Source organism: Nitrosospira sp. CT (assembly GCF_059489795.1).
Window position 1 is genome coordinate 1 of record NZ_JCAHZJ010000054.1, and the last position, 18359, is coordinate 18359.

An 18359-nucleotide genomic window follows, 5' to 3' on the forward strand; every position below is an offset into this window, starting at 1 on the left:
ACCCCTCCCTGGTACCACCCATATTCCCGCTACCAGTACTTTACATACCCATAAGCCCGTAAAGACTACTCCCCGCCATACACTTAAGTCAAGCAGTTTGTCAGTGGGCAAATAGGGCAAACTTCGTGCCAAAATGCACATCCTGCTCCTGAAATCCGCAACATGGACAAATCACATAAGCTGAAATCACGCCTTTCCATGAGCTGCCAAGAAGTTTCGGTTTCGAGGTTTCGGCAGTATAAATCCATCTTGCTAAAAAGGTTATAGAATTTCGTTCTTTCCCATACCTGATTTCTCTGCCTATTCGGCAAGATCATGGTAACTCGCCCCATATAGTTTCATTATTTGAGTATACTCATCATGTTACCGCCCCTGAAAGTAGAGCGATTGGAGAATAGGAACCTGAGGGTTCAATGGATATTGTGAGACTCCATTAATCAGGATTAACGGGTGGAAAATGCCTTCCCTCTCTCGCCGGTCTATCGCGGTCGGTTTGCCCCCTCTCCTACCGGACCGTTGCATTTTGGTTCTCTTGTCACTGCTGTAGGCAGCTATCTGGAGGCAAAATCACGGGGTGGTGAATGGCTGGTCAGAATCGAAAATCTCGATATGGCGCGGGAAATTCCAGGTGCTTCAGAAGAGATTTTGAATACCCTGCATCTCCTTGGGATGGAATGGGATGGGTCAGTGGTATATCAAGAACGACGACAGGAGGCCTATCAGGCGGCTTTGAGGGCACTTGAAAAACAGGATCTGATTTACCCTTGCAGTTGTAGCCGTAAGGAAATTGCCGATTCATCAGTTCTTGGGATAGAAGGACCTGTCTACCCCGGAACTTGCCGCCACCGCAAACACGAACCAGAATTTTCCGGTGCATGGCGACTATGTACAAATAATGATCTGATTGAATTTGAGGATGCAGTACAAGGCATACGGCAACAACGACTCCAGCGCGACATAGGCGATTTCGTGATACGTCGCGCAGACGGGGTTTTTGCTTACCAGCTAGCGGTCGTGGTGGATGACGCCGAACAGGGTATTACGCACGTGGTGCGGGGAGGTGATTTACTGAACTCGACTCCCCGGCAGATTCACCTGCAAAAACTGCTGGGCTACTCCATCCCCTCCTATATGCACCTCCCGGTAGTGGTCAACGCATGGGGCGAAAAACTCAGTAAACAGACGCAGGCAGCCCCAGTGGACACTTCGCATCCCGTTTTGCAGCTCGTGAAGGCCATCCGGTTTCTCGGCCAAACGCCACCACCGAAAGTAAGCGAGAGCAGCTTGAGGTCATTCTGGATATGGGCAATCGAAAACTGGAGTCGGGAGGCAATTCCAAAAAACATGTCACTCATGTTTTAACCAGAGTGAATTTGCCCGACGGATAGTAGATGAAATGAAAACCGGCTACCAGGCTGTCAGTACTACCGGCTTAGAAACGAATTTATATCGAAGAAATACAAGAAATACGCGATTTTATCGGCTTTTCAAGGAAGAACGTGCCTTTTCTGCCATTTTACATACCTAGATTGAAGCGACTCAAGATTGTCGTGGTTGGTGGAGGCTATGCCGGCATCGCGGCACTGGTTACCCTCTTGCGTCACATGCCGGAAGCTGATGTCGTCATCATTGATCCCCGGTTCGAACATCTCAAGATCACTCATCTGCACGAGACTTTCCGATATCCACTGGACGATTTCCTGATCCCGTTTTCCATCCTGGAAAATCGTTTCGGCTGCCGCCACGTTTGCGCAGAATTGAATCCGAGTGAATCGGTCCTACGGCAGTGGCAGAACGATAGATTCCTTGAAGTTAATAATGAAATACTGGAATTTGACTATCTGCTCCTCGCCTCGGGCTCTCCTGTAATGCAGGTGAATAAACCGGAGAATGTCTTTGATCTGCTCGACTTCATGGCAATATCAGGTTCCGATGTGTTCCATGAGTGGTTAAACCAACCCGGTGCAATCGCGCGATCTGTTTCAGTGATAGGCGGGGGAGCAACGGGAATTCAATTTCTTTTTGAAATCGCTCATTTCCTCAAGCGCTATCAAATCGGGTGCAATCTGCGTCTTGTCCATGGCGAGAACCGGGTACTCAACCAGTTCCCCATCGGTTTTTCCACCTATACCCAGTCCAAGATGACCGAACTGGGGATCGAATTTTTTCCTGATACCCGTTATCTCGGACAACAGGGGGAGCAGATTCTATTGGGAGATAACCTGACGGGGCGCGAGTTTAACCTGCCCTCCTCAATCTCCTTCCTGTTCATTGGTAAAAAGCTGGAAACACCATTTTCTGCCAACATCTTTGGACAGGTAGTGGTTGAAGGCACGGTGTTGCCGAACATTTTTGCAGCGGGAGATTGCTGCATCTATCGTGCTCCGGGCTCCAATACTATGACTGCCCAATCCGCGGTAAGAAAAGGAATGCTTTCCGCCCGGAATATACTGCGTCACTCAGGCGCCTTGCGATTGCTTGAGCCTTACCTTCATCGGGATTTAGGTTATGTAGTGAGCCTGGGACCAATGGACGCAATAGGCTGGCTGGCATTGGAAGGCAATGTGGTTGGAGGCATGCCGGCAATGGTGATCAAGGAGTTGGTGGAAGCGCAATATGATTTGCTGCTGACAGGGCTTGACACCTACCTGGTTTGAAGAAAAAAGAAAGCCTGCGCCTTACTCGAATGCGACAGATGGAAAAGGAAAAATGGTCAAATCACTGTTTTCGGAGAATGGAGGACACCACCAGTCCCTGTTGAAGCCACTTTTCGACTACATATTCATAAAATCGTTGATTACTCTGCACCTCACAGTTTGTTATTGCCAGCGCTTTTCCTTTATCTGTCAGGAGCACATGACCAAGATCAAGTTGATTGCCGGCTTCCTCGAGGAATCGTATTTTCGTCGGTCGTCCGAAATAAAACAAACGTGTGTGCTGACCAAACCCTTTCTTTACATATCCTGCTGGGTTCACAGATATCAAACCAGCTGCTTCTAGTGCTTTCAATGTTGGCAATGTAATGCCCTGGTCTGAATAAACCTCATGGCTGAGGTCATATATAAGAGGTATCAGTTGTCCTTGCATCCAGAGGAACTGGCAAAGAGATGCAAAAACTTCCCTGTTTTCGCCCTGCTCCAAGTCCGCCTTCCTGTGATCACCAGGCGCCCCGAAAAAGGAGATGCCGGTTATAAGGCTCCATTATGAAATATGTTTCTCGGCGTCTCTGACAACAGGTGCATTCTTTTTGCTCTTACCACCTCGCCGGGCAATTTCCTGGTCAAGTTTTTCGAGAAACTGGATATTCTTCTTTCGTTGTTTATCACCCTTGTACCATGAAAAACACGCAAGAGTCCCAAGAACAACCAGAAGGGCATTTACTGCTGCCGGCCCGCCGAAGAACATATCCATGAGCCCGGTGAGAACAGAAAAAGCGCCCATGAATCCTGTCCAGTTCAGGAATCTGTTCGCCCATGTGGGCTCCTGCCGTTTAACACACCAGGTTTGTAGCTTCTCACGGACCGAATCGAGTTCCTCATCAGTCCAATCTGCAAGTTCCATCAGGGCCATCCTATCTGAACAGGAAAAAATTAATTGTGTCTTTGTCCGGGTGGAAAACAGATGCGGATTCCGGGATAGACGCAACCTCGGTATAAAATCGGAATGCAGACTTCGTATATCCGAATAGCCTGACGCGCATGACCGGAATCTGGATCGTATGTCGCCCCCCTGGAAATTATAATAGGGTAATACAAAAAAGCCGGGGTGACCCGGCTTTTTTCTTCCAAAAAACTGCCTAACTTGCCTAACCTTCCGTGTCCGCGGCTGGCCGTTCCGGGCGGTCCATCAATTCAACTAGCGCCATGGGCGCATTATCGCCCTTTCGGAACCCAAACTTGAGAATACGCAGATATCCGCCATTGCGAGTCTGGTAGCGAGGACCCAGTTCGCTAAACAGTTTTCCAACCATATCACGATCCCGTAACCGGTCAAATGCAAGTCGACGATTAGCCAGCGATGGTTTCTTCCCGAGCGTTATCATCGGCTCAATAACTCGACGCAACTCTTTGGCCTTGGGCAAAGTCGTTTTTATAATCTCATGCCGCAACAGCGAGTTGGTCATGTTCCGCAACATAGCCGAGCGGTGACTGCTCGTGCGATTAAGCTTCCTTAGTCCATTATGGTGCCGCATGACTTGTATCCTTTTTACCCTTATCAAGATTGGCAGGTGGCCAGCTTTCCAGCTTCATACCCAGCGTCAACCCGCGAGAAGCAAGTACTTCCTTGATTTCGTTCAAGGATTTCCGCCCCAGGTTGGGAGTTTTCAATAACTCGGTTTCCGTCCGCTGAATCAGGTCGCCAATATAGTATATATTTTCCGCTTTGAGGCAATTCGCGGAACGTACTGTGAGCTCAAGATCATCCACCGGCCGAAGCAACACCGGATCAATCTGAGGTAGTTTCGGCTGTTCCACGGGCAACGGCGTGCCTTTGAGATCCGCAAATACGGAGAGTTGCTCGACCAGGACTTTTGCCGCATACCGGATTGCTTCTTCGGGATCAACTACACCGTTGGTTTCGATGTCCATGATCAACTTGTCCAGATCGGTGCGTTGTTCAACCCGTGCGCTTTCCACGGCGTAACTTACCCGCCGCACGGGACTGAAAGAGGCATCCAGCAGAATGCTGCCGATAGCGCGACTTTCACGCGCCAATTGGCGGACAGTTCCAGGCACGTAGCCCCGTCCCATTTCCACCTTGATCTGCATATCCAGCTTGCCGCCGGCCGTAAGGTGCGCGACAATATGGTCGGGATTAATGATCTCGACATCATGTCCTCCCTCGATATCCCCCGCAGTAACCGTTCCCTCCCCTTTTCTGCTCAGGGTCAGAAGTGCCTCTGTACGATTGTGCAATTTCAGGACAATACCCTTGAGATTGAGCAGAATATCAACTACGTCTTCCTGCACCCCGTCCAGGGCCGAATATTCGTGGACGACACCACTGATCTGAACTTCTGTTGGCGCAAACCCCGGCATCGATGAAAGCAGGATACGTCGTAGCGCGTTGCCCAACGTATGGCCATAGCCGCGCTCGAACGGCTCCATGGTGATGCGGGCATGGAGCGGTGATATATTCTGCACATCGATAATACGCGGCGTAAGAAAGGTGTTACTTTGCATAGCCTGACCCTTTTGCGGAAACGTGGCAACTCATTACTTGGAATACAATTCAATTACAAGAGATTCATTAATGCTCGATGGTAAATCGGATCTCTCGGGTTTGTTCTTGAAAGTTCCCTTCATGGCTTTAGTGTCCACCTCCAGCCATTCCGGGAAGTGCCGCTGCTCGGCAGCTTCCGCGGATGCCTTGATGCGCAAATGACTCTTTGCCTTCTCTGTAACCTCTATGACGTCCCCCGGTTTTACCTGATAGGAAGGAATATTGATTCTCCTGCCATTTACCAGAATCCCATTATGACGGACAATCTGACGTGCTTCGGACCGCGATGCGCCAAACCCCATGCGATAGGAAACCGTGTCAAGCCGGCATTCCAGTAATTGGAGAAGATTTTCGCCTGTGACACCGCGCTGCCTCTCCGCAAGCTCGTAACTATTACGGAATTGACGCTCCAGCACTCCATATATCCGGCGCAGCTTCTGCTTTTCGCGTAGTTGCACGCCGTAGTCCGATAGACGGCCGCTTTTCTGACCGTGCTGCCCAGGCGCATAATTTCGGCGCTCAATAGCACACTTATCGGTAAAACATTTTTCACCTTTAAGGAACAGCTTCTCACCCTCACGTCGGCATTGACGGCATTTGGGATCAAGATTTCTCGCCACAGTAACTCCTTAAATACGACGTTTCTTCGGTGGCCGACAGCCGTTATGTGGAACGGGTGTCACATCCGAAATACTGGTAATTTTAAAACCGGCTGCATTCAGTGCACGTACTGCAGATTCCCGCCCTGGTCCCGGACCTTTTATGCGCACTTCGAGGTTCTTTACCCCGTATTCCTGTGCAACCCTGCCGGCTTGCTCGGCTGCAACCTGGGCGGCAAACGGTGTACTTTTGCGTGACCCCTTAAAACCTGCCCCTCCGGAAGTAGCCCACGATAGCGCGTTCCCCTGACGGTCCGTTATCGTCACAATAGTGTTATTAAACGAAGCATGTACATGCGCAATACCTTCCGCCACATTCTTTTTGACTTTCTTGCGTACTCGCGTAGCTGCTTTTACCATATTGATCTATCCTTCTGCCCTGCCATTCGGTTGGCTGGCTAAAATTTATCTTCCTGCCTTGGCGCTGGATGCACGAACAGCCTTCCTGGGTCCCTTACGCGTCCTGGCATTCGTGCGGGTACGCTGCCCCCGCACGGGGAGGCCACGACGATGACGCAATCCGCGGTAGCAGCCGAGATCCATCAGGCGTTTGATATTCATTGAAACTTCCCGCCGCAGATCGCCTTCGACCACAAATTTTGCGACGTTATCCCGCAACTTGTCCATTTGCGCGTCGGTTACGTCTTTCATCTTGGTCGATACACTGATTCCAGAGGCCTCACAAATCTCACGAGCTCTCGCACGACCGATGCCATAAATTGCTGTCAGCGCAATTTCAGCATGCTGATGATTGGGGATGTTTACTCCAGCAATACGGGCCATACGTTTTCCTACAAAAGTTTTGGATTATAACATCTTAGAATGCGTAGTCGAATCAACCCTGACGCTGTTTATGCCTCGGATCTGTGCAAATCACTCGCACTATCCGGTTGCGTCTGATAATTTTGCAATTCCGGCAAATTTTTTTTACTGATGCCAGTACTTTCATTATTTACCCCTCTCCGGCTACTTGGCGCGAAACGTGATGCGCGCCCTGCTCAAATCGTATGGTGTCAGATCTACTGTTACCTTGTCTCCCGGCAAAATCCGAATGTAGTGCATCCGCATCTTGCCGGAAATATGTCCCAGCACTATATGTCCGTTTTCCAGCTTGACCCGAAAAGTCGCATTCGGCAACGTTTCCAGTATCTCGCCCTGCATTTGTATGGTTTCTTCCTTTGCCATCCTATCCTTGATGCACTTTATCTCGCCGGCAATCCGCCACCGCCTTTGAAGTTGGTTTTTTTCAACAGGCTCTCATACTGGTGAGACATGATGTAGGCTTGCACCTGTGCCATGAAATCCATCGTTACCACGACGATAATAAGCAGGGAAGTTCCGCCAAAATAAAATGGAACATTCCACTTCAAAATCAAAAATTCCGGCAACAGACACACGAGCGTTACGTAGATCGCGCCGGTGAGCGTAAGGCGTAACATGATGCGCTCAATATATCGTGCCGTTTGATCACCCGGTCGAATGCCAGGAATGAATGCTCCGCTCTTTTTCAGGTTTTCTGCAGTTTCCTTGGGGTTGAACACCAGCGCCGTATAAAAAAAGCAGAAGAATATGATCATGGCCGCATACATGATCACGTAAACCGGCTGACCGGGCGATAGCGCCCCGCTTATATCCTTCAGCCAGTCCATTGATTCCCCCGTCGAAAACCAACCAGCCAGCGTAGCGGGAAACAATATTATGCTGGAAGCAAAGATCGGCGGAATCACGCCGGACATGTTCAGCTTAAGCGGCAAATGAGAGCTTTGACCGCCATAAACCTTACGTCCGACCTGACGCTTTGCATAATTCACCAGTATCTTGCGTTGTCCCCGCTCGACAAAGACAACGAATCCCGTAACAACCGTAGCCGCCACGAAAATTCCGAGGGCTACCAGAAAGTGCATGGCACCCGTTCGCACCAACTCCAGCGTGCCTCCAATTGCACTTGGAAGACCTGCAGCGATCCCGGCAAATATAATGAGCGAAATCCCGTTGCCAATGCCGCGTTCAGTAATCTGTTCTCCCAACCACATGAGAAATATGGTACCTGTCACCAATGTTATAACCGTGGTCAGCAGGAACATCGGGCCGGGCTCGATCACCAGGCCAGGCTGGGACTGTAGTGCGATCGAAATACCATAACCCTGAACCAGCGCCAAACCCAGAGTACCATACCGGGTGTACTGGGTAATCTTTCTGCGCCCTGATTCCCCCTCTTTCTTCAGTGTCTCGAGATAAGGGAATGCCACGGTGCCCAACTGCATGATAATCGATGCCGAAATGTACGGCATGATGCCCAAGGCAAATATCGAAAAGCGGGATAGGGCACCACCGGAAAACATGTTGAACATGCCCAGGATGCCGCCCTGCTGCGATTCGAACAGATCCTTCAGTACGACCGGATCAATACCAGGCACCGGCACATGCGCGCCAATACGGTAGACAACCAATGCGAGCAGCAAAAACCATAACCGGCGCTTCAAGTCACCGAGCTTTCCGGAGAGTCCCCGCAGGGAATCGCTAGCGGCCAATATATATCCTCTCGTACTTATTCAACGCTACCGCCGGCAGCTTCAATAGCTGCTTTCGCGCCCTTGGTCACTGGAATGCCCTGAAGCTTCACTGCGCGCTCGATCTTTCCCGAAAGTATTACCTTGACGTTCAAGGCGGAACCGGAAACGAGTCCTGCCTGCTTCAGGATCAGTATATCGATGGTATCGCCTGGTATTCTGTCAAGCGCTGACAGGCGCACCTCTGCATCATTCTTTTTTGTGGGCGAAACAAAGCCGCGCTTGGGCAATCGCCGTTGCAAGGGCATTTGACCCCCTTCAAAGCCGACTTTATGAAAACCGCCCGCACGGGATTTCTGCCCCTTATGTCCTCGACCGGCGGTCTTGCCAAGACCGGAGCCGATACCACGACCTACCCGGCGCTTTGAATGCTTGGCGCCAGGGGCTGGTTTAATGGAATTCAGTTGCATCTAAACCTCACTCTTTACGAGGTAATAAATGGTATTGATCATGCCTCGCACCGCGGGGGTATCTTCCACTTCGACACTGCTGTTAATGTGGCGCAGCCCCAATCCCCGTGCGGTTGCCCTATGTGCCTGTTTCGTTCCAATCAAACTCTTCACCAGGGTTACTTTTATCTTCTTCGTATTTTGCGTCATTTTTCCAACCCCAGAATCTCTTCGACGCTCTTGCCTCGCTTGGCGGCTATCTCAGCAGGATTGTTCATCGCCTGAAGGCCGTTGAGAGTCGCACGGACGACATTGTACGGATTGGTCGAGCCAATACATTTGGCCAGGATATTGTGTACACCCATTACTTCAAATATTGCACGCATGGGTCCGCCGGCAATGATACCGGTTCCCTCGGATGCTGGTTGCATGTACACCTTGGCCGCGCCATGCCGGCCGATTACCGGGTGCTGGAGCGTTCCATTCTTGAGACTCACCTTGATCATCTTGCGGCGCGCCTCGTCCATCGCCTTTTGTACCGCTACGGGTACCTCGCGCGATTTACCCTTACCCATACCCACGCCGCCATCGCCATTCCCGACAACTGTCAGAGCGGCGAAGCCCAGAATACGTCCTCCTTTGACCACCTTGGTAACGCGATTGATGGCCACCATTTTTTCCTTGAGTCCATCTCCGCGGTCGTCTCCTGGAGCCATTTTGCCCTGCATCCGCCCCTGCATTTTAGCCATTATCGTTCCTCACTCAGAATTTGAGGCCGTTTTCACGGGCAGCGTCAGCCAATGCTTTCACACGCCCATGGTATTTGAAGCCTGAACGGTCAAATGCAACCGTCTCAATGCCGAGACCCCGAGCCTTCTCTGCAACCCTTTTACCCACGACTGCCGCTGCAGTAACCGTTCCCCCATTGGGAAGCTCCTTGCGCAACTCCGGCTCGAGAGTGGATGCGCTGGCGAGCACCTTGCTACTGGAGCCGTCTATCAACTGCGCATAAATATGAGAATTGCTGCGATGAACTGCCAGTCGCACTACCTTCAATTCAGCAATTTTGGCACGCGTCTGCCGCGCGCGCCGTAAACGGGATTCTATGGAATTCGACATATTTACCCTGATTATTTTTTCTTCGTTTCCTTCAGGACGATGACTTCGCCCGCATAGCGCACGCCCTTGCCCTTGTATGGCTCCGGCTCCCTGTAAGCACGTACGTCCGCAGCCACTTGTCCTACCTGCTGCTTGTCCATACCTTTGATGACGACCTCGGTCTGACTGGGAGTCTCGACCTTGACACCTTCGGGCATCTTGTGAGCGACTGGATGAGAGAATCCCAACGTCAGATTAAGGACGTTATCCGCAGCCTGGGCGCGGTATCCTACGCCAACCAGGGTCAGCCTTTTCTCAAAACCGGTGGTAACACCCTTCACCATATTGGCGAGCAGCGCGCGCGTGGTCCCCCACATTGCGTTGGCATGCTTGGAATCATTTGCCACTTTCACTACCAGGTTTTCGCCCTCGCGCTCAATCGAAATATCCGAAACAAGCTCGCGACGCAGGATACCCAGCGGACCCTTTACCTCCACTTCTGACCCGGATAGGCTGACTTCGACATTTGCCGGAACTGAAACAGGATTTTTACCCACTCGAGACATTTTTATATCCTTACGCCACGATGCATAATACTTCGCCGCCTACACCATTTGCGCGCGCCCTTCTTTCTGTCATTACGCCTTTCGACGTCGATACGATTGCCACCCCAAGGCCATTCATTACATTGGGAAGTTTGTTGCTGGCTTTATATATCCGCAAACCAGGACGACTGACACGCTCTATTTTTTCAATTACCGGACGTCCTGCGTAATACTTCAGGCTGATATCCAGTATCGATTTTCCGTCGGCCTCATGAACTATAAAATCCTCGACATACCCCTCATCCTTCAGCACTTGAGCAATAGCTGCTTTGAGCTTGGAGGCAGGCATTAAGACAGATGTTTTTTCAGACAACTGCGCGTTACGAATTCGCGTCAGCATATCTGCAATGGGATCACTCATGCTCATCTAGAATACCTCTGGAAATCCGACTTTCGTTATCGGGGAATACGAAATCCTTGAAACCACATTAATCATACTGGATCTGATCCATAAATTTACGCGGCCTGTTCGATTCCCTGAATCAAACACATCAATCATTACCCTCACTCGTCTACCAACTCGCCTTGATGATGCCCGGAATCTCTCCGCTCATGGCGATATCACGAAGCTTGCCACGACCCAACCCAAACTTGCTATATACTCCCCGAGGGCGGCCTGTAAGCGAGCAGCGGTTGCGCAATCGCACCGGGCTGGCATTGCGGGGCAACATCTGCAACTTGATCCTGGCCGAATGACGATCTTCGTCACCTACGCTGGAATCATTGATGATCGCCAACAGCTCAGCACGTCGCGCCTCGAATTTCTCGACGGTTTTCCGACGTTTCAGATCACGGTTAATAACTGCTACCTTAGCCATGCTCCCTCAGTTTTTAAATGGAAATTTGAATGCTGCCAGCAATGCCTTTGCTTCCGCATCTGTCTTTGCAGTCGTGGTAATCGTGATGTTCATCCCCCGCAACGCATCGATTTTGTCATATTCGATCTCAGGGAAAATGATCTGCTCTTTTATACCCATATTATAATTGCCGCGTCCATCGAAAGATCTGCCGGAAATACCGCGAAAATCACGAATACGCGGTATAGCGATATTCACCAGGCGATCGAGGAATTCGTACATGCGAACGCGGCGCAGCGTAACCATGCAACCTACCGGATAGCCATCACGAACCTTGAAGGTGGCAATGGATTTTCTAGCTTTCGTCACCACAGGCCTCTGGCCTGCAATCTTTTGCATGTCGCCCACGGCGTTATCCATGATTTTTTTGTCCGCGACCGCCTCGCCCACACCCATATTGAGGGTGATTTTGCGAATGCGCGGCACTTCCATCACGGACTTATAGCCAAACTGCTCCATCAACTGCTGGACTACAGTACTACGATAATATTCTTGTAAGCGTGCCATATATTGTTTTCCCCTAGCCCTTGGGCCTTAACCCTTAGGTATCGATCAGATCCCCATTCGACCTGAAGCAGCGGGCTTTGCCTTTTCCTTCGACGGTTTTGAAACCTATCCGGTCTGCCTTCCGGGTTGCGGGATTGTAGATTGCGATGTTTGAAACCTGGATAGGACTGTCCATTTCGACGATTCCACCCGTGTCGCCTTTATTCGGATTGGGTCTCTGATGCTTCTTGAGGCGATTGACACCCTCAACGACCACAAGATCCGGCTTCATGACGCGCAGCACTGTGCCACGCTTACCTTTGTCCTTGCCGGTGATGACAACCACGTCATCTCCCTTCTTTATTTTGCTCATGTTTGATTCCTTATCTCGCGCCCTACAGTACTTCAGGTGCGAGCGAAACAATTTTCATGAAACGTGCGGTACGCAACTCACGTGTAACAGGACCGAAAATGCGCGTTCCGATTGGTTCCAGTTTGGCATTCAACAGTACTGCGGCGTTGCCATCGAACTTGATTAATGATCCATCCGCGCGACGCACCCCTTTCGAAGTTCGTACTACGACTGCGTTGTACACTTCACCTTTCTTGACGCGACCCCTAGGCGCCACGTCCTTTACGCTGACTTTTATAATATCGCCAATACCCGCATAACGTCGCTTGGAACCGCCTAATACCTTTATGCACATGAGTGACCGGGCGCCAGTATTGTCGGCGACTTGCAGAATCGATTGCATTTGGATCATGATTTACTCACTCTCTCCAACTTTTCCAGCCGAACCAAAGGCTAGGATAGTATTGGAACCCGTTCGGGTTACGATGCCGCCAGCACTTACTGGCCGCAAAAAAATTAAGATATCTTAAAAATGAAGAGGCAGAATTATAAGACAACCGGATTATAAAAACAAGGAAGAAAATACTTCCCAAAGCCGGTTTTGCTCGTAATCAACTCACCTGTTCGGCTTTCTGCATCAACTTGACGACACGCCAGGCTTTTGTTTTGGATAATGGACGACACTCTTCTATCACCACCATGTCCCCGGTGTGAAACTCATTGGTTTCGTCATGAACATGATATTTTTTGGAACGAACCATAATCTTTCCGTAAAGCGGGTGTCTGACCTTACGTTCAACCAGAACAGTAATAGTCTTATCCATTTTATCGCTTACCACTTTTCCGCTAAGAGTACGGTTTAAATTCGCTTCGCTCATGACTGCCTTGCCTTCTGGCTAAGAATGGTTCTGGTACGCGCTATGTCCCGACGAATATTGCTCAGTTGGCAAGTATTGCTTAACTGCTGGGTTGCATGCTGCATCCGCAGACCAAACTGCGCCCTCAGCAACTCCAGCAATTCCTGCTGCAATTCCACGGAATTCTTGTTTCTCAGTTCCTTGACTCTGGATTTCATGATTAACCGCCTACTTGTCGTACAACAAAAGTTGTCAGGATCGGAAGCTTGGCAGCTGCGAGTCGGAATGCCTGGCGAGCCAGTACCTCATCGACGCCGTCCATTTCATATAGCACTTTGCCGGGCTGAATTTCTGCCACAAAATACTCTGGATTACCTTTTCCGTTACCCATCCTGACTTCGGCGGGTTTATGCGAAATAGGCTTGTCCGGAAAAATACGTATCCAGATACGGCCACCCCGCTTTATATGACGGGTCATCGCACGCCGCGCAGCCTCGATCTGCCGGGCTGTTAAACGTCCCCGTCCCACGGCCTTGAGACCGTATTCGCCAAAACTCACCTTGGCGCCCCGGGTTGCAATGCCCTTGTTCCGCCCTTTTTGCTGCTTGCGATATTTTGTTCTAGCTGGCTGCTGCATCGTTCACTCCTGGCTTTACTGGCTTCTTTGCCGGCTTTGTGGCAGATTCCTCAGAACTGCTGTCAGATTTTCGGAGAGCTTTCTTCTCACCAGCTTTCCCGTCCGATCTGGCATCTGCTCTTCCCGCTGGCCTTCGCGGCGGACGCCTGGTTTCCGGCTCTCCCCCTGGAGGCAGGGTCTGCGTTGCGGCTGTACCCGCGCCTGCCTGTTCACCTCGACCTATCACTTCGCCCTTGAATACCCAGACCTTGATTCCGATCACGCCATAGGTTGTCTTGGCCTCGGAGACTCCGTAATCGAGATCGGCCCGCAGCGTATGAAGGGGCACACGTCCTTCCCGATACCATTCGGTACGAGCAATTTCAATACCGTTCAACCGGCCTGAACTCATGATCTTGATACCCTGAGCACCCAGGCGCATCGCATTCTGCATGGCACGCTTCATTGCACGGCGAAACATGATGCGCTTTTCCAGTTGCTGTGCGATGTTATCGGCAATCAGTTGCGCATCAATTTCCGGTTTGCGGATTTCTTCGATATTTACATGCACCGGGACACCCATAAGCTTTTGCAGCGCCCCCCGCAAAACTTCGATATCCTCGCCTTTCTTGCCTATCACTACCCCAGGACGTGAACTGTAGATTGTGATACGCGCATTCTTCGATGGCCGTTCGATAACTACGCGACCGACAGACGCATGCGCCAGTTTCTTTTTCAAATATTCCCGAACCTTGATGTCTTCGTTCAGCATGCCGGGAAAATTTTTTCCGTTGGCATACCATTTGGATGACCAGTTCTTCAGGACGGAAAGCCGAAAACCTGTCGGATGTATTTTTTGTCCCATAATGCCTGTTCAGCCTTATTTTTTGTTGCTGGCTTTATCGCCAACAGTAAGAAGAATGTGACAAGTCGGCTTGACAATGCGATTGCCCCGCCCCTTGGCGCGCGCACTGGTACGCATGAGAGACGGCCCTCTGTCGACATATATCCTGGACACCTTCAGCTCATCTATGTCAGCTCCCTCGTTATGCTCGGCATTTGCGATAGCTGATTCGAGAAGCTTACGAATGATGACCGCAGCCTTCTTGGGACTGAACGCAAGCAGGTTGAGCGCGCGCTCCACCGGCAGTCCACGGATCTGATCCGCAACGAGCCGGCCTTTCTGCTCGGACAACCTGACTCCACGCAATACAGCAGTTGTTTCCATGATGATTATTCCTATTTCCTTCCAGCCGCTTTTCTATCGCCGGAATGCCCCTTGAAAGTACGTGTATGAGAAAACTCGCCGAGCTTGTGCCCGACCATGTTCTCAGTAACATATACCGGAACGTGCTGCTTTCCATTATGCACGGCAATCGTCAAGCCAATGAAATCCGGCAATACCGTTGAGCGGCGCGACCAGGTCTTGATAGGTCGCTTGTCATTGGTCGCACGCGCGGCCTCCACTTTGGACAGGAGGTGCAGATCAACAAATGGGCCTTTCTTTATAGAACGAGCCATGATTCATTATCCCTTGTTTGAATAACGACGTCGCACAATCATGCCGTCGGTACGCTTGTTTACCCGCGTACGAAAACCCTTGGAAGGCGTTCCCCATGGGCTGACAGGATGACGTCCCGCCGCTGTTTTACCTTCACCCCCGCCATGGGGATGGTCTATCGGATTCATCGCCACCCCACGCACCGTTGGCCTGATGCCACGCCACCGCTGCGCTCCTGCCTTGCCGATAGCTCGCAGGTTATGCTCCTCGTTTCCCACTTCCCCGATCGTCGCACGGCAGTTCACGTGTACCCTGCGGATTTCTCCCGAGCGCAGACGCAACTGGGCATAATCTCCCTCGCGCGCTAGAAGTTGAACCGAAGCTCCGGCTGAACGAGCAAGCTGCGCACCTTTACCCGGCATCATTTCCACGCAGTGAATGATGCTGCCGACCGGAATATTGCGCAGCGGCAATGCATTGCCGTTCTTTATAGGCGCATCTGCGCCGCTCATCAGTTGCATGCCTGCAATGATGCCTTTTGGCGCAATAATGTAGCGCCGTTCGCCATCGGAATAGCAGAGAAGCGCGAGATTCGCGCTGCGATTCGGATCATATTCCAGCCGCTCCACTTTGGCTGCGATTCCATCCTTGTTGCGGCGAAAATCCACGACGCGGTAATGCTGCTTGTGACCCCCGCCTATGTGGCGAGTAGTGATTTGCCCCTTATTGTTACGTCCGGCAGTGCGATTCTGCTTCTCCACCAGACGCGGGTAAGGTGCGCCCTTGTGCAGGCCAGCATTGACGACCTTGACTACCGCCCGACGACCTGGAGAGGTCGGTTTGACTTTAACCAGCGCCATTACTTGACCTCTCCTTGAGCAATTTCAGAAAAATTGATTTCCTGACCGGCCTTGATGCTGATGTAAGCCTTCTTCCAGCCACTGCGCCGCCCCATGAAACGGCCAAAACGCTTTTCCTTGCCTTTGACATTGGATATGCGCACGCTTTCCACTTCAACCTTTTGATTCTTCCACATCAATTCCACTGCGGCTTTGACTTCCGGCTTTGTTGCATCCGGAGCTACGCGAAAGATCATCTGGTTGTATTTCTCGCCTATAAACGTCGCTTTTTCCGATACCTGAGGCGACAATATCACCTGCATCAGGCGCTCAGGGTTGAATGTTTGGGCGCTCATGCAAGCATCTCCTCCATTTTTGCCAGCGCATTACGCGTAATCAGTACATTTGCAAAGCGCATGAGACTGACTGGATCAGCATAACCCGCTTCAACAACCTTGACGAGCGGAAGATTTCTTGACGAGAGATAAAGATTCTCATCAATGCTATCTGTAATGATCATGACCTGATCCAGTCCCATATCTTTCAACTTCTGTGCCAATACTTTCGTCTTGGGTGCATCAACGACAAAATTTTCCACTACCGACAATCGGTTTTCACGAACCAGTTGCGAGAGAATCGCGCCGATACCCGCGCGGTACATCTTGCGATTGACTTTATGGCTGAAATTCTCCTCCGGACTATTGGGAAATATTTTCCCTCCGCCTCGCCATAAAGGACTCGATGCCATGCCGGCGCGAGCGCGCCCCGTACCTTTCTGCCGCCAGGGCTTACGAGTGGATTTGGTGACATCCGATCGTGCCTTTTGCGCCCTGTTGGCGCTGCGTGCATTGGCAAGATAAGCTGTTACAACCTGATGCACGAGGGCTTCATTATACTCCCGGCCAAACAGGGTTTCGGAAGCTGAAACGTTTGCAGACGACTGCCCATTATCGTCAATAAGTTTAAGTTCCATTATCCACCCTTCTTGCCAGATTTCGCGCCGCCTTTTGCGGTGGCATTGACATTGCTGTTATTGAGGGGCCTTCCAGATCTAATGCTTGGCGAAACTGTCACGTCCCCGCCTTTCGATCCGGGAATAGCGCCCTTGATGAGCAACAGCCCGCGCTCGGCATCGATTCGCAGTATTTCCAGGTTTTGAATGGTGCTCCTCACATTCCCCAGATGACCGGACATGCGCTTTCCGGGAAAGACGCGACCGGGATCCTGCGCCATGCCGATGGAACCGGGAACATTATGAGACCGTGAGTTACCGTGACTCGCCCGGTTAGAAGCGAAGCCGTGACGCTTGATGGCGCCAGAATAACCCTTTCCGATCGAGATACCGGTTACATCCACCCTCTGCCCCGGCTGAAAAATATCCAATCCGATAACTGCTCCGGGACTGAGAGTTCCAAGGGTTTCTTCTGCGACGCGGAACTCTCTCAGAATCTCTCCCGCCTCTACAGCTGCCTTGGCAAAATGCCCGGCCGAAGGTTTGTTTACGCGGATGGCCCGACGCTTGCCAAACGTGACTTGCACGGCGGAATACCCATCATTAGCGGGCGTCTTGATTTGTGTGACACGATTATTAGACACGTCCAGCACTGTGACAGGCTGGCTATCACCTTCTTCGGTGAAAATACGAGTCATGCCGACCTTACGGCCGACGAGCCCTAAACTCATTCTAATTACCCTTCTAAAAGGTGCCGATTACAATTGACCGGCAATTCATGTTAATTGAACAGGAACCCGAGTCATTCGTTGCGAACATACTCAGAATTACCCTGCAAAACTACAACTTTATCTCGACATCCACCCCGGCAGGCAGATCCAGCTTCATTAACGCATCCACCGTTTTATCGGTTGGATCCATGATGTCCATCAGCCGCAAATGAGTGCGGATTTCGAATTGATCACGTGAAGTCTTGTTGACATGAGGCGAACGAAGCACATCAAAACGCTCGATGCGCGTTGGCAGAGGCACCGGGCCCTTGACTACAGCGCCAGTACGTTTTGCGGTTTCCACGATCTCCAGCGCCGATTTGTCTATCAACCGGTAATCGAACGCTTTCAAACGAATACGTATTTTTTGACTTTGCATAATCCAACCTCAGGTTGAGGACTCGGATTCCGAATTGACCGACACGCACCCTGCGTAAATCTTAAACCCGATCCTTGATCCTGTTGCTATTCGATAATTTTTGCCACGACACCTGCGCCAACGGTCCTGCCGCCTTCACGAATCGCAAAACGCAGGCCTTCTTCCATCGCAATCGGCGCAATCAGGTTTACCGTCACCGACACATT

The 18359-nt window shown here is 51.0% G+C and carries 34 protein-coding genes; 2 read left to right on the top strand and 32 right to left on the bottom strand.

Features of this window, described 5'->3' with window-relative positions:
• Positions 1-450 precede the first annotated feature (450 nt).
• Both gluQRS and AC52W5_RS08930 read left to right on the top strand, forming a co-directional pair.
• The gene (gene gluQRS / locus AC52W5_RS08925; protein ID WP_495670747.1) at positions 451-1362 is read left to right on the top strand and encodes a tRNA glutamyl-Q(34) synthetase GluQRS; all 912 of its coding nucleotides are present in this window, start codon (positions 451-453) and stop codon (positions 1360-1362) included.
• Positions 1363-1529: 167 nt separating this feature from the next.
• The gene (locus tag AC52W5_RS08930; RefSeq protein WP_495670748.1) at positions 1530-2657 is read left to right on the top strand and encodes an NAD(P)/FAD-dependent oxidoreductase; all 1128 of its coding nucleotides are present in this window, start codon (positions 1530-1532) and stop codon (positions 2655-2657) included.
• Positions 2658-2718: 61 nt separating this feature from the next.
• On the opposite strand, the gene AC52W5_RS08935 is transcribed toward AC52W5_RS08930, so the two are convergent.
• From AC52W5_RS08935 to AC52W5_RS09090, 32 genes are all read right to left on the bottom strand, one after another.
• Positions 2719-3141, bottom strand: coding sequence for a hypothetical protein (locus AC52W5_RS08935; RefSeq protein ID WP_495670749.1), 423 nt, complete (start codon positions 3139-3141; stop codon positions 2719-2721).
• A gap of 60 nt (positions 3142-3201) precedes the next feature.
• Positions 3202-3561 (bottom strand): hypothetical protein, encoded by a 360-nt coding sequence (locus AC52W5_RS08940; RefSeq protein WP_495670750.1) that lies wholly within the window; start codon positions 3559-3561, stop codon positions 3202-3204.
• Positions 3562-3805: 244 nt separating this feature from the next.
• Positions 3806-4192: a 50S ribosomal protein L17 gene (rplQ, locus tag AC52W5_RS08945; RefSeq protein ID WP_495670751.1), complete on the bottom strand. Its 387-nt coding sequence runs from the start codon at positions 4190-4192 to the stop codon at positions 3806-3808.
• The gene (locus tag AC52W5_RS08950) at positions 4179-5183 is read right to left on the bottom strand and encodes a DNA-directed RNA polymerase subunit alpha (RefSeq protein WP_495670752.1); all 1005 of its coding nucleotides are present in this window, start codon (positions 5181-5183) and stop codon (positions 4179-4181) included. The genes rplQ and AC52W5_RS08950 overlap by 14 nt, the downstream gene beginning before the upstream one ends.
• 33 nt (positions 5184-5216) lie before the next feature.
• The gene (gene rpsD / locus AC52W5_RS08955; RefSeq protein ID WP_074971951.1) at positions 5217-5843 is read right to left on the bottom strand and encodes a 30S ribosomal protein S4; all 627 of its coding nucleotides are present in this window, start codon (positions 5841-5843) and stop codon (positions 5217-5219) included.
• A 9-nt stretch (positions 5844-5852) separates the two neighbouring features.
• On the bottom strand, positions 5853-6242 hold the full coding sequence (gene rpsK / locus AC52W5_RS08960) for a 30S ribosomal protein S11 (RefSeq protein WP_074971952.1): 390 nt from the start codon (positions 6240-6242) through the stop codon (positions 5853-5855).
• A gap of 45 nt (positions 6243-6287) precedes the next feature.
• Positions 6288-6665, bottom strand: coding sequence for a 30S ribosomal protein S13 (gene rpsM, locus AC52W5_RS08965; protein WP_074971954.1), 378 nt, complete (start codon positions 6663-6665; stop codon positions 6288-6290).
• 52 nt (positions 6666-6717) lie between these two features.
• Positions 6718-6831: a 50S ribosomal protein L36 gene (gene rpmJ / locus AC52W5_RS08970; RefSeq protein WP_074746766.1), complete on the bottom strand. Its 114-nt coding sequence runs from the start codon at positions 6829-6831 to the stop codon at positions 6718-6720.
• Between the two features lie 17 nt (positions 6832-6848).
• Positions 6849-7067: a translation initiation factor IF-1 gene (infA, locus tag AC52W5_RS08975; protein ID WP_011380144.1), complete on the bottom strand. Its 219-nt coding sequence runs from the start codon at positions 7065-7067 to the stop codon at positions 6849-6851.
• A 17-nt stretch (positions 7068-7084) separates the two neighbouring features.
• A complete protein-coding gene (gene secY, locus AC52W5_RS08980) occupies positions 7085-8413 on the bottom strand; it encodes a preprotein translocase subunit SecY (RefSeq protein ID WP_074971956.1) in 1329 nt (442 codons plus the stop codon).
• Between the two features lie 17 nt (positions 8414-8430).
• Positions 8431-8862 carry a 50S ribosomal protein L15 gene (gene rplO / locus AC52W5_RS08985; RefSeq protein ID WP_074971957.1) on the bottom strand — a complete coding sequence of 144 codons (432 nt, stop codon included), beginning with the start codon at positions 8860-8862 and terminating at the stop codon, positions 8431-8433.
• Complete coding sequence (rpmD, locus tag AC52W5_RS08990) at positions 8863-9051, bottom strand: 50S ribosomal protein L30 (RefSeq protein ID WP_074971959.1); 189 nt, start codon at positions 9049-9051, stop codon at positions 8863-8865.
• Positions 9048-9590 (bottom strand): 30S ribosomal protein S5, encoded by a 543-nt coding sequence (gene rpsE, locus AC52W5_RS08995; RefSeq protein WP_074971960.1) that lies wholly within the window; start codon positions 9588-9590, stop codon positions 9048-9050. Before rpsE ends, rpmD begins: the two co-directional genes overlap by 4 nt.
• 13 nt (positions 9591-9603) lie before the next feature.
• Complete coding sequence (gene rplR / locus AC52W5_RS09000; protein WP_074971962.1) at positions 9604-9960, bottom strand: 50S ribosomal protein L18; 357 nt, start codon at positions 9958-9960, stop codon at positions 9604-9606.
• Between the two features lie 11 nt (positions 9961-9971).
• A complete protein-coding gene (rplF, locus tag AC52W5_RS09005; RefSeq protein WP_495670753.1) occupies positions 9972-10505 on the bottom strand; it encodes a 50S ribosomal protein L6 in 534 nt (177 codons plus the stop codon).
• 10 nt (positions 10506-10515) lie between these two features.
• Positions 10516-10911, bottom strand: a complete 396-nt coding sequence (gene rpsH, locus AC52W5_RS09010) for a 30S ribosomal protein S8 (protein ID WP_074971966.1) — start codon at positions 10909-10911, stop codon at positions 10516-10518.
• A gap of 145 nt (positions 10912-11056) precedes the next feature.
• On the bottom strand, positions 11057-11362 hold the full coding sequence (gene rpsN / locus AC52W5_RS09015; protein ID WP_074971968.1) for a 30S ribosomal protein S14: 306 nt from the start codon (positions 11360-11362) through the stop codon (positions 11057-11059).
• A 6-nt stretch (positions 11363-11368) separates the two neighbouring features.
• A complete protein-coding gene (rplE, locus tag AC52W5_RS09020) occupies positions 11369-11908 on the bottom strand; it encodes a 50S ribosomal protein L5 (protein WP_495670754.1) in 540 nt (179 codons plus the stop codon).
• Between the two features lie 34 nt (positions 11909-11942).
• Complete coding sequence (rplX, locus tag AC52W5_RS09025; RefSeq protein WP_495670755.1) at positions 11943-12260, bottom strand: 50S ribosomal protein L24; 318 nt, start codon at positions 12258-12260, stop codon at positions 11943-11945.
• A gap of 22 nt (positions 12261-12282) precedes the next feature.
• Complete coding sequence (rplN, locus tag AC52W5_RS09030) at positions 12283-12651, bottom strand: 50S ribosomal protein L14 (RefSeq protein ID WP_011380133.1); 369 nt, start codon at positions 12649-12651, stop codon at positions 12283-12285.
• Positions 12652-12850: 199 nt separating this feature from the next.
• Complete coding sequence (rpsQ, locus tag AC52W5_RS09035; protein ID WP_074971971.1) at positions 12851-13117, bottom strand: 30S ribosomal protein S17; 267 nt, start codon at positions 13115-13117, stop codon at positions 12851-12853.
• Entirely contained in the window at positions 13114-13314 is a 201-nt protein-coding gene (gene rpmC / locus AC52W5_RS09040) for a 50S ribosomal protein L29 (RefSeq protein WP_074971973.1), read from the bottom strand. The genes rpsQ and rpmC overlap by 4 nt, the downstream gene beginning before the upstream one ends.
• 2 nt (positions 13315-13316) lie before the next feature.
• Complete coding sequence (gene rplP, locus AC52W5_RS09045) at positions 13317-13733, bottom strand: 50S ribosomal protein L16 (RefSeq protein WP_011380130.1); 417 nt, start codon at positions 13731-13733, stop codon at positions 13317-13319.
• A complete protein-coding gene (rpsC, locus tag AC52W5_RS09050) occupies positions 13717-14577 on the bottom strand; it encodes a 30S ribosomal protein S3 (RefSeq protein ID WP_495670756.1) in 861 nt (286 codons plus the stop codon). Before rpsC ends, rplP begins: the two co-directional genes overlap by 17 nt.
• A 15-nt stretch (positions 14578-14592) precedes the next feature.
• Complete coding sequence (rplV, locus tag AC52W5_RS09055) at positions 14593-14940, bottom strand: 50S ribosomal protein L22 (RefSeq protein WP_011380128.1); 348 nt, start codon at positions 14938-14940, stop codon at positions 14593-14595.
• An 11-nt stretch (positions 14941-14951) separates the two neighbouring features.
• The gene (gene rpsS, locus AC52W5_RS09060; protein WP_074971976.1) at positions 14952-15233 is read right to left on the bottom strand and encodes a 30S ribosomal protein S19; all 282 of its coding nucleotides are present in this window, start codon (positions 15231-15233) and stop codon (positions 14952-14954) included.
• 6 nt (positions 15234-15239) lie between these two features.
• Entirely contained in the window at positions 15240-16073 is an 834-nt protein-coding gene (gene rplB / locus AC52W5_RS09065) for a 50S ribosomal protein L2 (RefSeq protein WP_074971978.1), read from the bottom strand.
• A complete protein-coding gene (gene rplW, locus AC52W5_RS09070; protein WP_495670757.1) occupies positions 16073-16408 on the bottom strand; it encodes a 50S ribosomal protein L23 in 336 nt (111 codons plus the stop codon). Before rplW ends, rplB begins: the two co-directional genes overlap by 1 nt.
• A complete protein-coding gene (gene rplD, locus AC52W5_RS09075; RefSeq protein ID WP_074971982.1) occupies positions 16405-17025 on the bottom strand; it encodes a 50S ribosomal protein L4 in 621 nt (206 codons plus the stop codon). The genes rplW and rplD overlap by 4 nt, the downstream gene beginning before the upstream one ends.
• Positions 17025-17735 (bottom strand): 50S ribosomal protein L3, encoded by a 711-nt coding sequence (rplC, locus tag AC52W5_RS09080; protein ID WP_495670758.1) that lies wholly within the window; start codon positions 17733-17735, stop codon positions 17025-17027. Before rplC ends, rplD begins: the two co-directional genes overlap by 1 nt.
• 109 nt (positions 17736-17844) lie before the next feature.
• Positions 17845-18153: a 30S ribosomal protein S10 gene (gene rpsJ, locus AC52W5_RS09085; RefSeq protein ID WP_011380122.1), complete on the bottom strand. Its 309-nt coding sequence runs from the start codon at positions 18151-18153 to the stop codon at positions 17845-17847.
• Between the two features lie 86 nt (positions 18154-18239).
• Positions 18240-18359: EF-Tu C-terminal domain-related protein (locus AC52W5_RS09090; RefSeq protein ID WP_495670759.1), on the bottom strand; the 120-nt coding region annotated here is incomplete at its 5' end.

Excerpts from the sequence above, each read along its gene's own strand:
- rplO (WP_074971957.1), bottom strand. The coding sequence starts at position 8,862 with ATGCAACTGAATTCCATTAAACCAGCCCCTGGCGCCAAGCATTCAAAG.
- rpsQ (WP_074971971.1), bottom strand. The coding sequence starts at position 13,117 with ATGAGCGAAGCGAATTTAAACCGTACTCTTAGCGGAAAAGTGGTAAGC.
- rpsE (WP_074971960.1), bottom strand. The coding sequence starts at position 9,590 with ATGGCTAAAATGCAGGGGCGGATGCAGGGCAAAATGGCTCCAGGAGAC.
- rplC (WP_495670758.1), bottom strand. The coding sequence starts at position 17,735 with ATGAGTTTAGGGCTCGTCGGCCGTAAGGTCGGCATGACTCGTATTTTC.
- rpmJ (WP_074746766.1), bottom strand. The coding sequence starts at position 6,831 with ATGAAAGTACTGGCATCAGTAAAAAAAATTTGCCGGAATTGCAAAATT.
- AC52W5_RS08940 (WP_495670750.1), bottom strand. The coding sequence starts at position 3,561 with ATGGAACTTGCAGATTGGACTGATGAGGAACTCGATTCGGTCCGTGAG.
- rplN (WP_011380133.1), bottom strand. The coding sequence starts at position 12,651 with ATGATCCAAATGCAATCGATTCTGCAAGTCGCCGACAATACTGGCGCC.
- rplV (WP_011380128.1), bottom strand. The coding sequence starts at position 14,940 with ATGGAAACAACTGCTGTATTGCGTGGAGTCAGGTTGTCCGAGCAGAAA.
- rpsM (WP_074971954.1), bottom strand. The coding sequence starts at position 6,665 with ATGGCCCGTATTGCTGGAGTAAACATCCCCAATCATCAGCATGCTGAA.
- rpsK (WP_074971952.1), bottom strand. The coding sequence starts at position 6,242 with ATGGTAAAAGCAGCTACGCGAGTACGCAAGAAAGTCAAAAAGAATGTG.
- rplE (WP_495670754.1), bottom strand. The coding sequence starts at position 11,908 with ATGGCACGCTTACAAGAATATTATCGTAGTACTGTAGTCCAGCAGTTG.
- rpsN (WP_074971968.1), bottom strand. The coding sequence starts at position 11,362 with ATGGCTAAGGTAGCAGTTATTAACCGTGATCTGAAACGTCGGAAAACC.
- rplF (WP_495670753.1), bottom strand. The coding sequence starts at position 10,505 with ATGTCTCGAGTGGGTAAAAATCCTGTTTCAGTTCCGGCAAATGTCGAA.
- rplQ (WP_495670751.1), bottom strand. The coding sequence starts at position 4,192 with ATGCGGCACCATAATGGACTAAGGAAGCTTAATCGCACGAGCAGTCAC.
- rplR (WP_074971962.1), bottom strand. The coding sequence starts at position 9,960 with ATGTCGAATTCCATAGAATCCCGTTTACGGCGCGCGCGGCAGACGCGT.
- rpmD (WP_074971959.1), bottom strand. The coding sequence starts at position 9,051 with ATGACGCAAAATACGAAGAAGATAAAAGTAACCCTGGTGAAGAGTTTG.
- rplP (WP_011380130.1), bottom strand. The coding sequence starts at position 13,733 with ATGCAGCAGCCAGCTAGAACAAAATATCGCAAGCAGCAAAAAGGGCGG.
- rplW (WP_495670757.1), bottom strand. The coding sequence starts at position 16,408 with ATGAGCGCCCAAACATTCAACCCTGAGCGCCTGATGCAGGTGATATTG.
- infA (WP_011380144.1), bottom strand. The coding sequence starts at position 7,067 with ATGGCAAAGGAAGAAACCATACAAATGCAGGGCGAGATACTGGAAACG.
- rplB (WP_074971978.1), bottom strand. The coding sequence starts at position 16,073 with ATGGCGCTGGTTAAAGTCAAACCGACCTCTCCAGGTCGTCGGGCGGTA.
- rplX (WP_495670755.1), bottom strand. The coding sequence starts at position 12,260 with ATGAGCAAAATAAAGAAGGGAGATGACGTGGTTGTCATCACCGGCAAG.
- rpsH (WP_074971966.1), bottom strand. The coding sequence starts at position 10,911 with ATGAGCATGAGTGATCCCATTGCAGATATGCTGACGCGAATTCGTAAC.
- AC52W5_RS08950 (WP_495670752.1), bottom strand. The coding sequence starts at position 5,183 with ATGCAAAGTAACACCTTTCTTACGCCGCGTATTATCGATGTGCAGAAT.
- rpsJ (WP_011380122.1), bottom strand. The coding sequence starts at position 18,153 with ATGCAAAGTCAAAAAATACGTATTCGTTTGAAAGCGTTCGATTACCGG.
- rplD (WP_074971982.1), bottom strand. The coding sequence starts at position 17,025 with ATGGAACTTAAACTTATTGACGATAATGGGCAGTCGTCTGCAAACGTT.
- rpmC (WP_074971973.1), bottom strand. The coding sequence starts at position 13,314 with ATGAAATCCAGAGTCAAGGAACTGAGAAACAAGAATTCCGTGGAATTG.
- rpsS (WP_074971976.1), bottom strand. The coding sequence starts at position 15,233 with ATGGCTCGTTCTATAAAGAAAGGCCCATTTGTTGATCTGCACCTCCTG.
- rpsC (WP_495670756.1), bottom strand. The coding sequence starts at position 14,577 with ATGGGACAAAAAATACATCCGACAGGTTTTCGGCTTTCCGTCCTGAAG.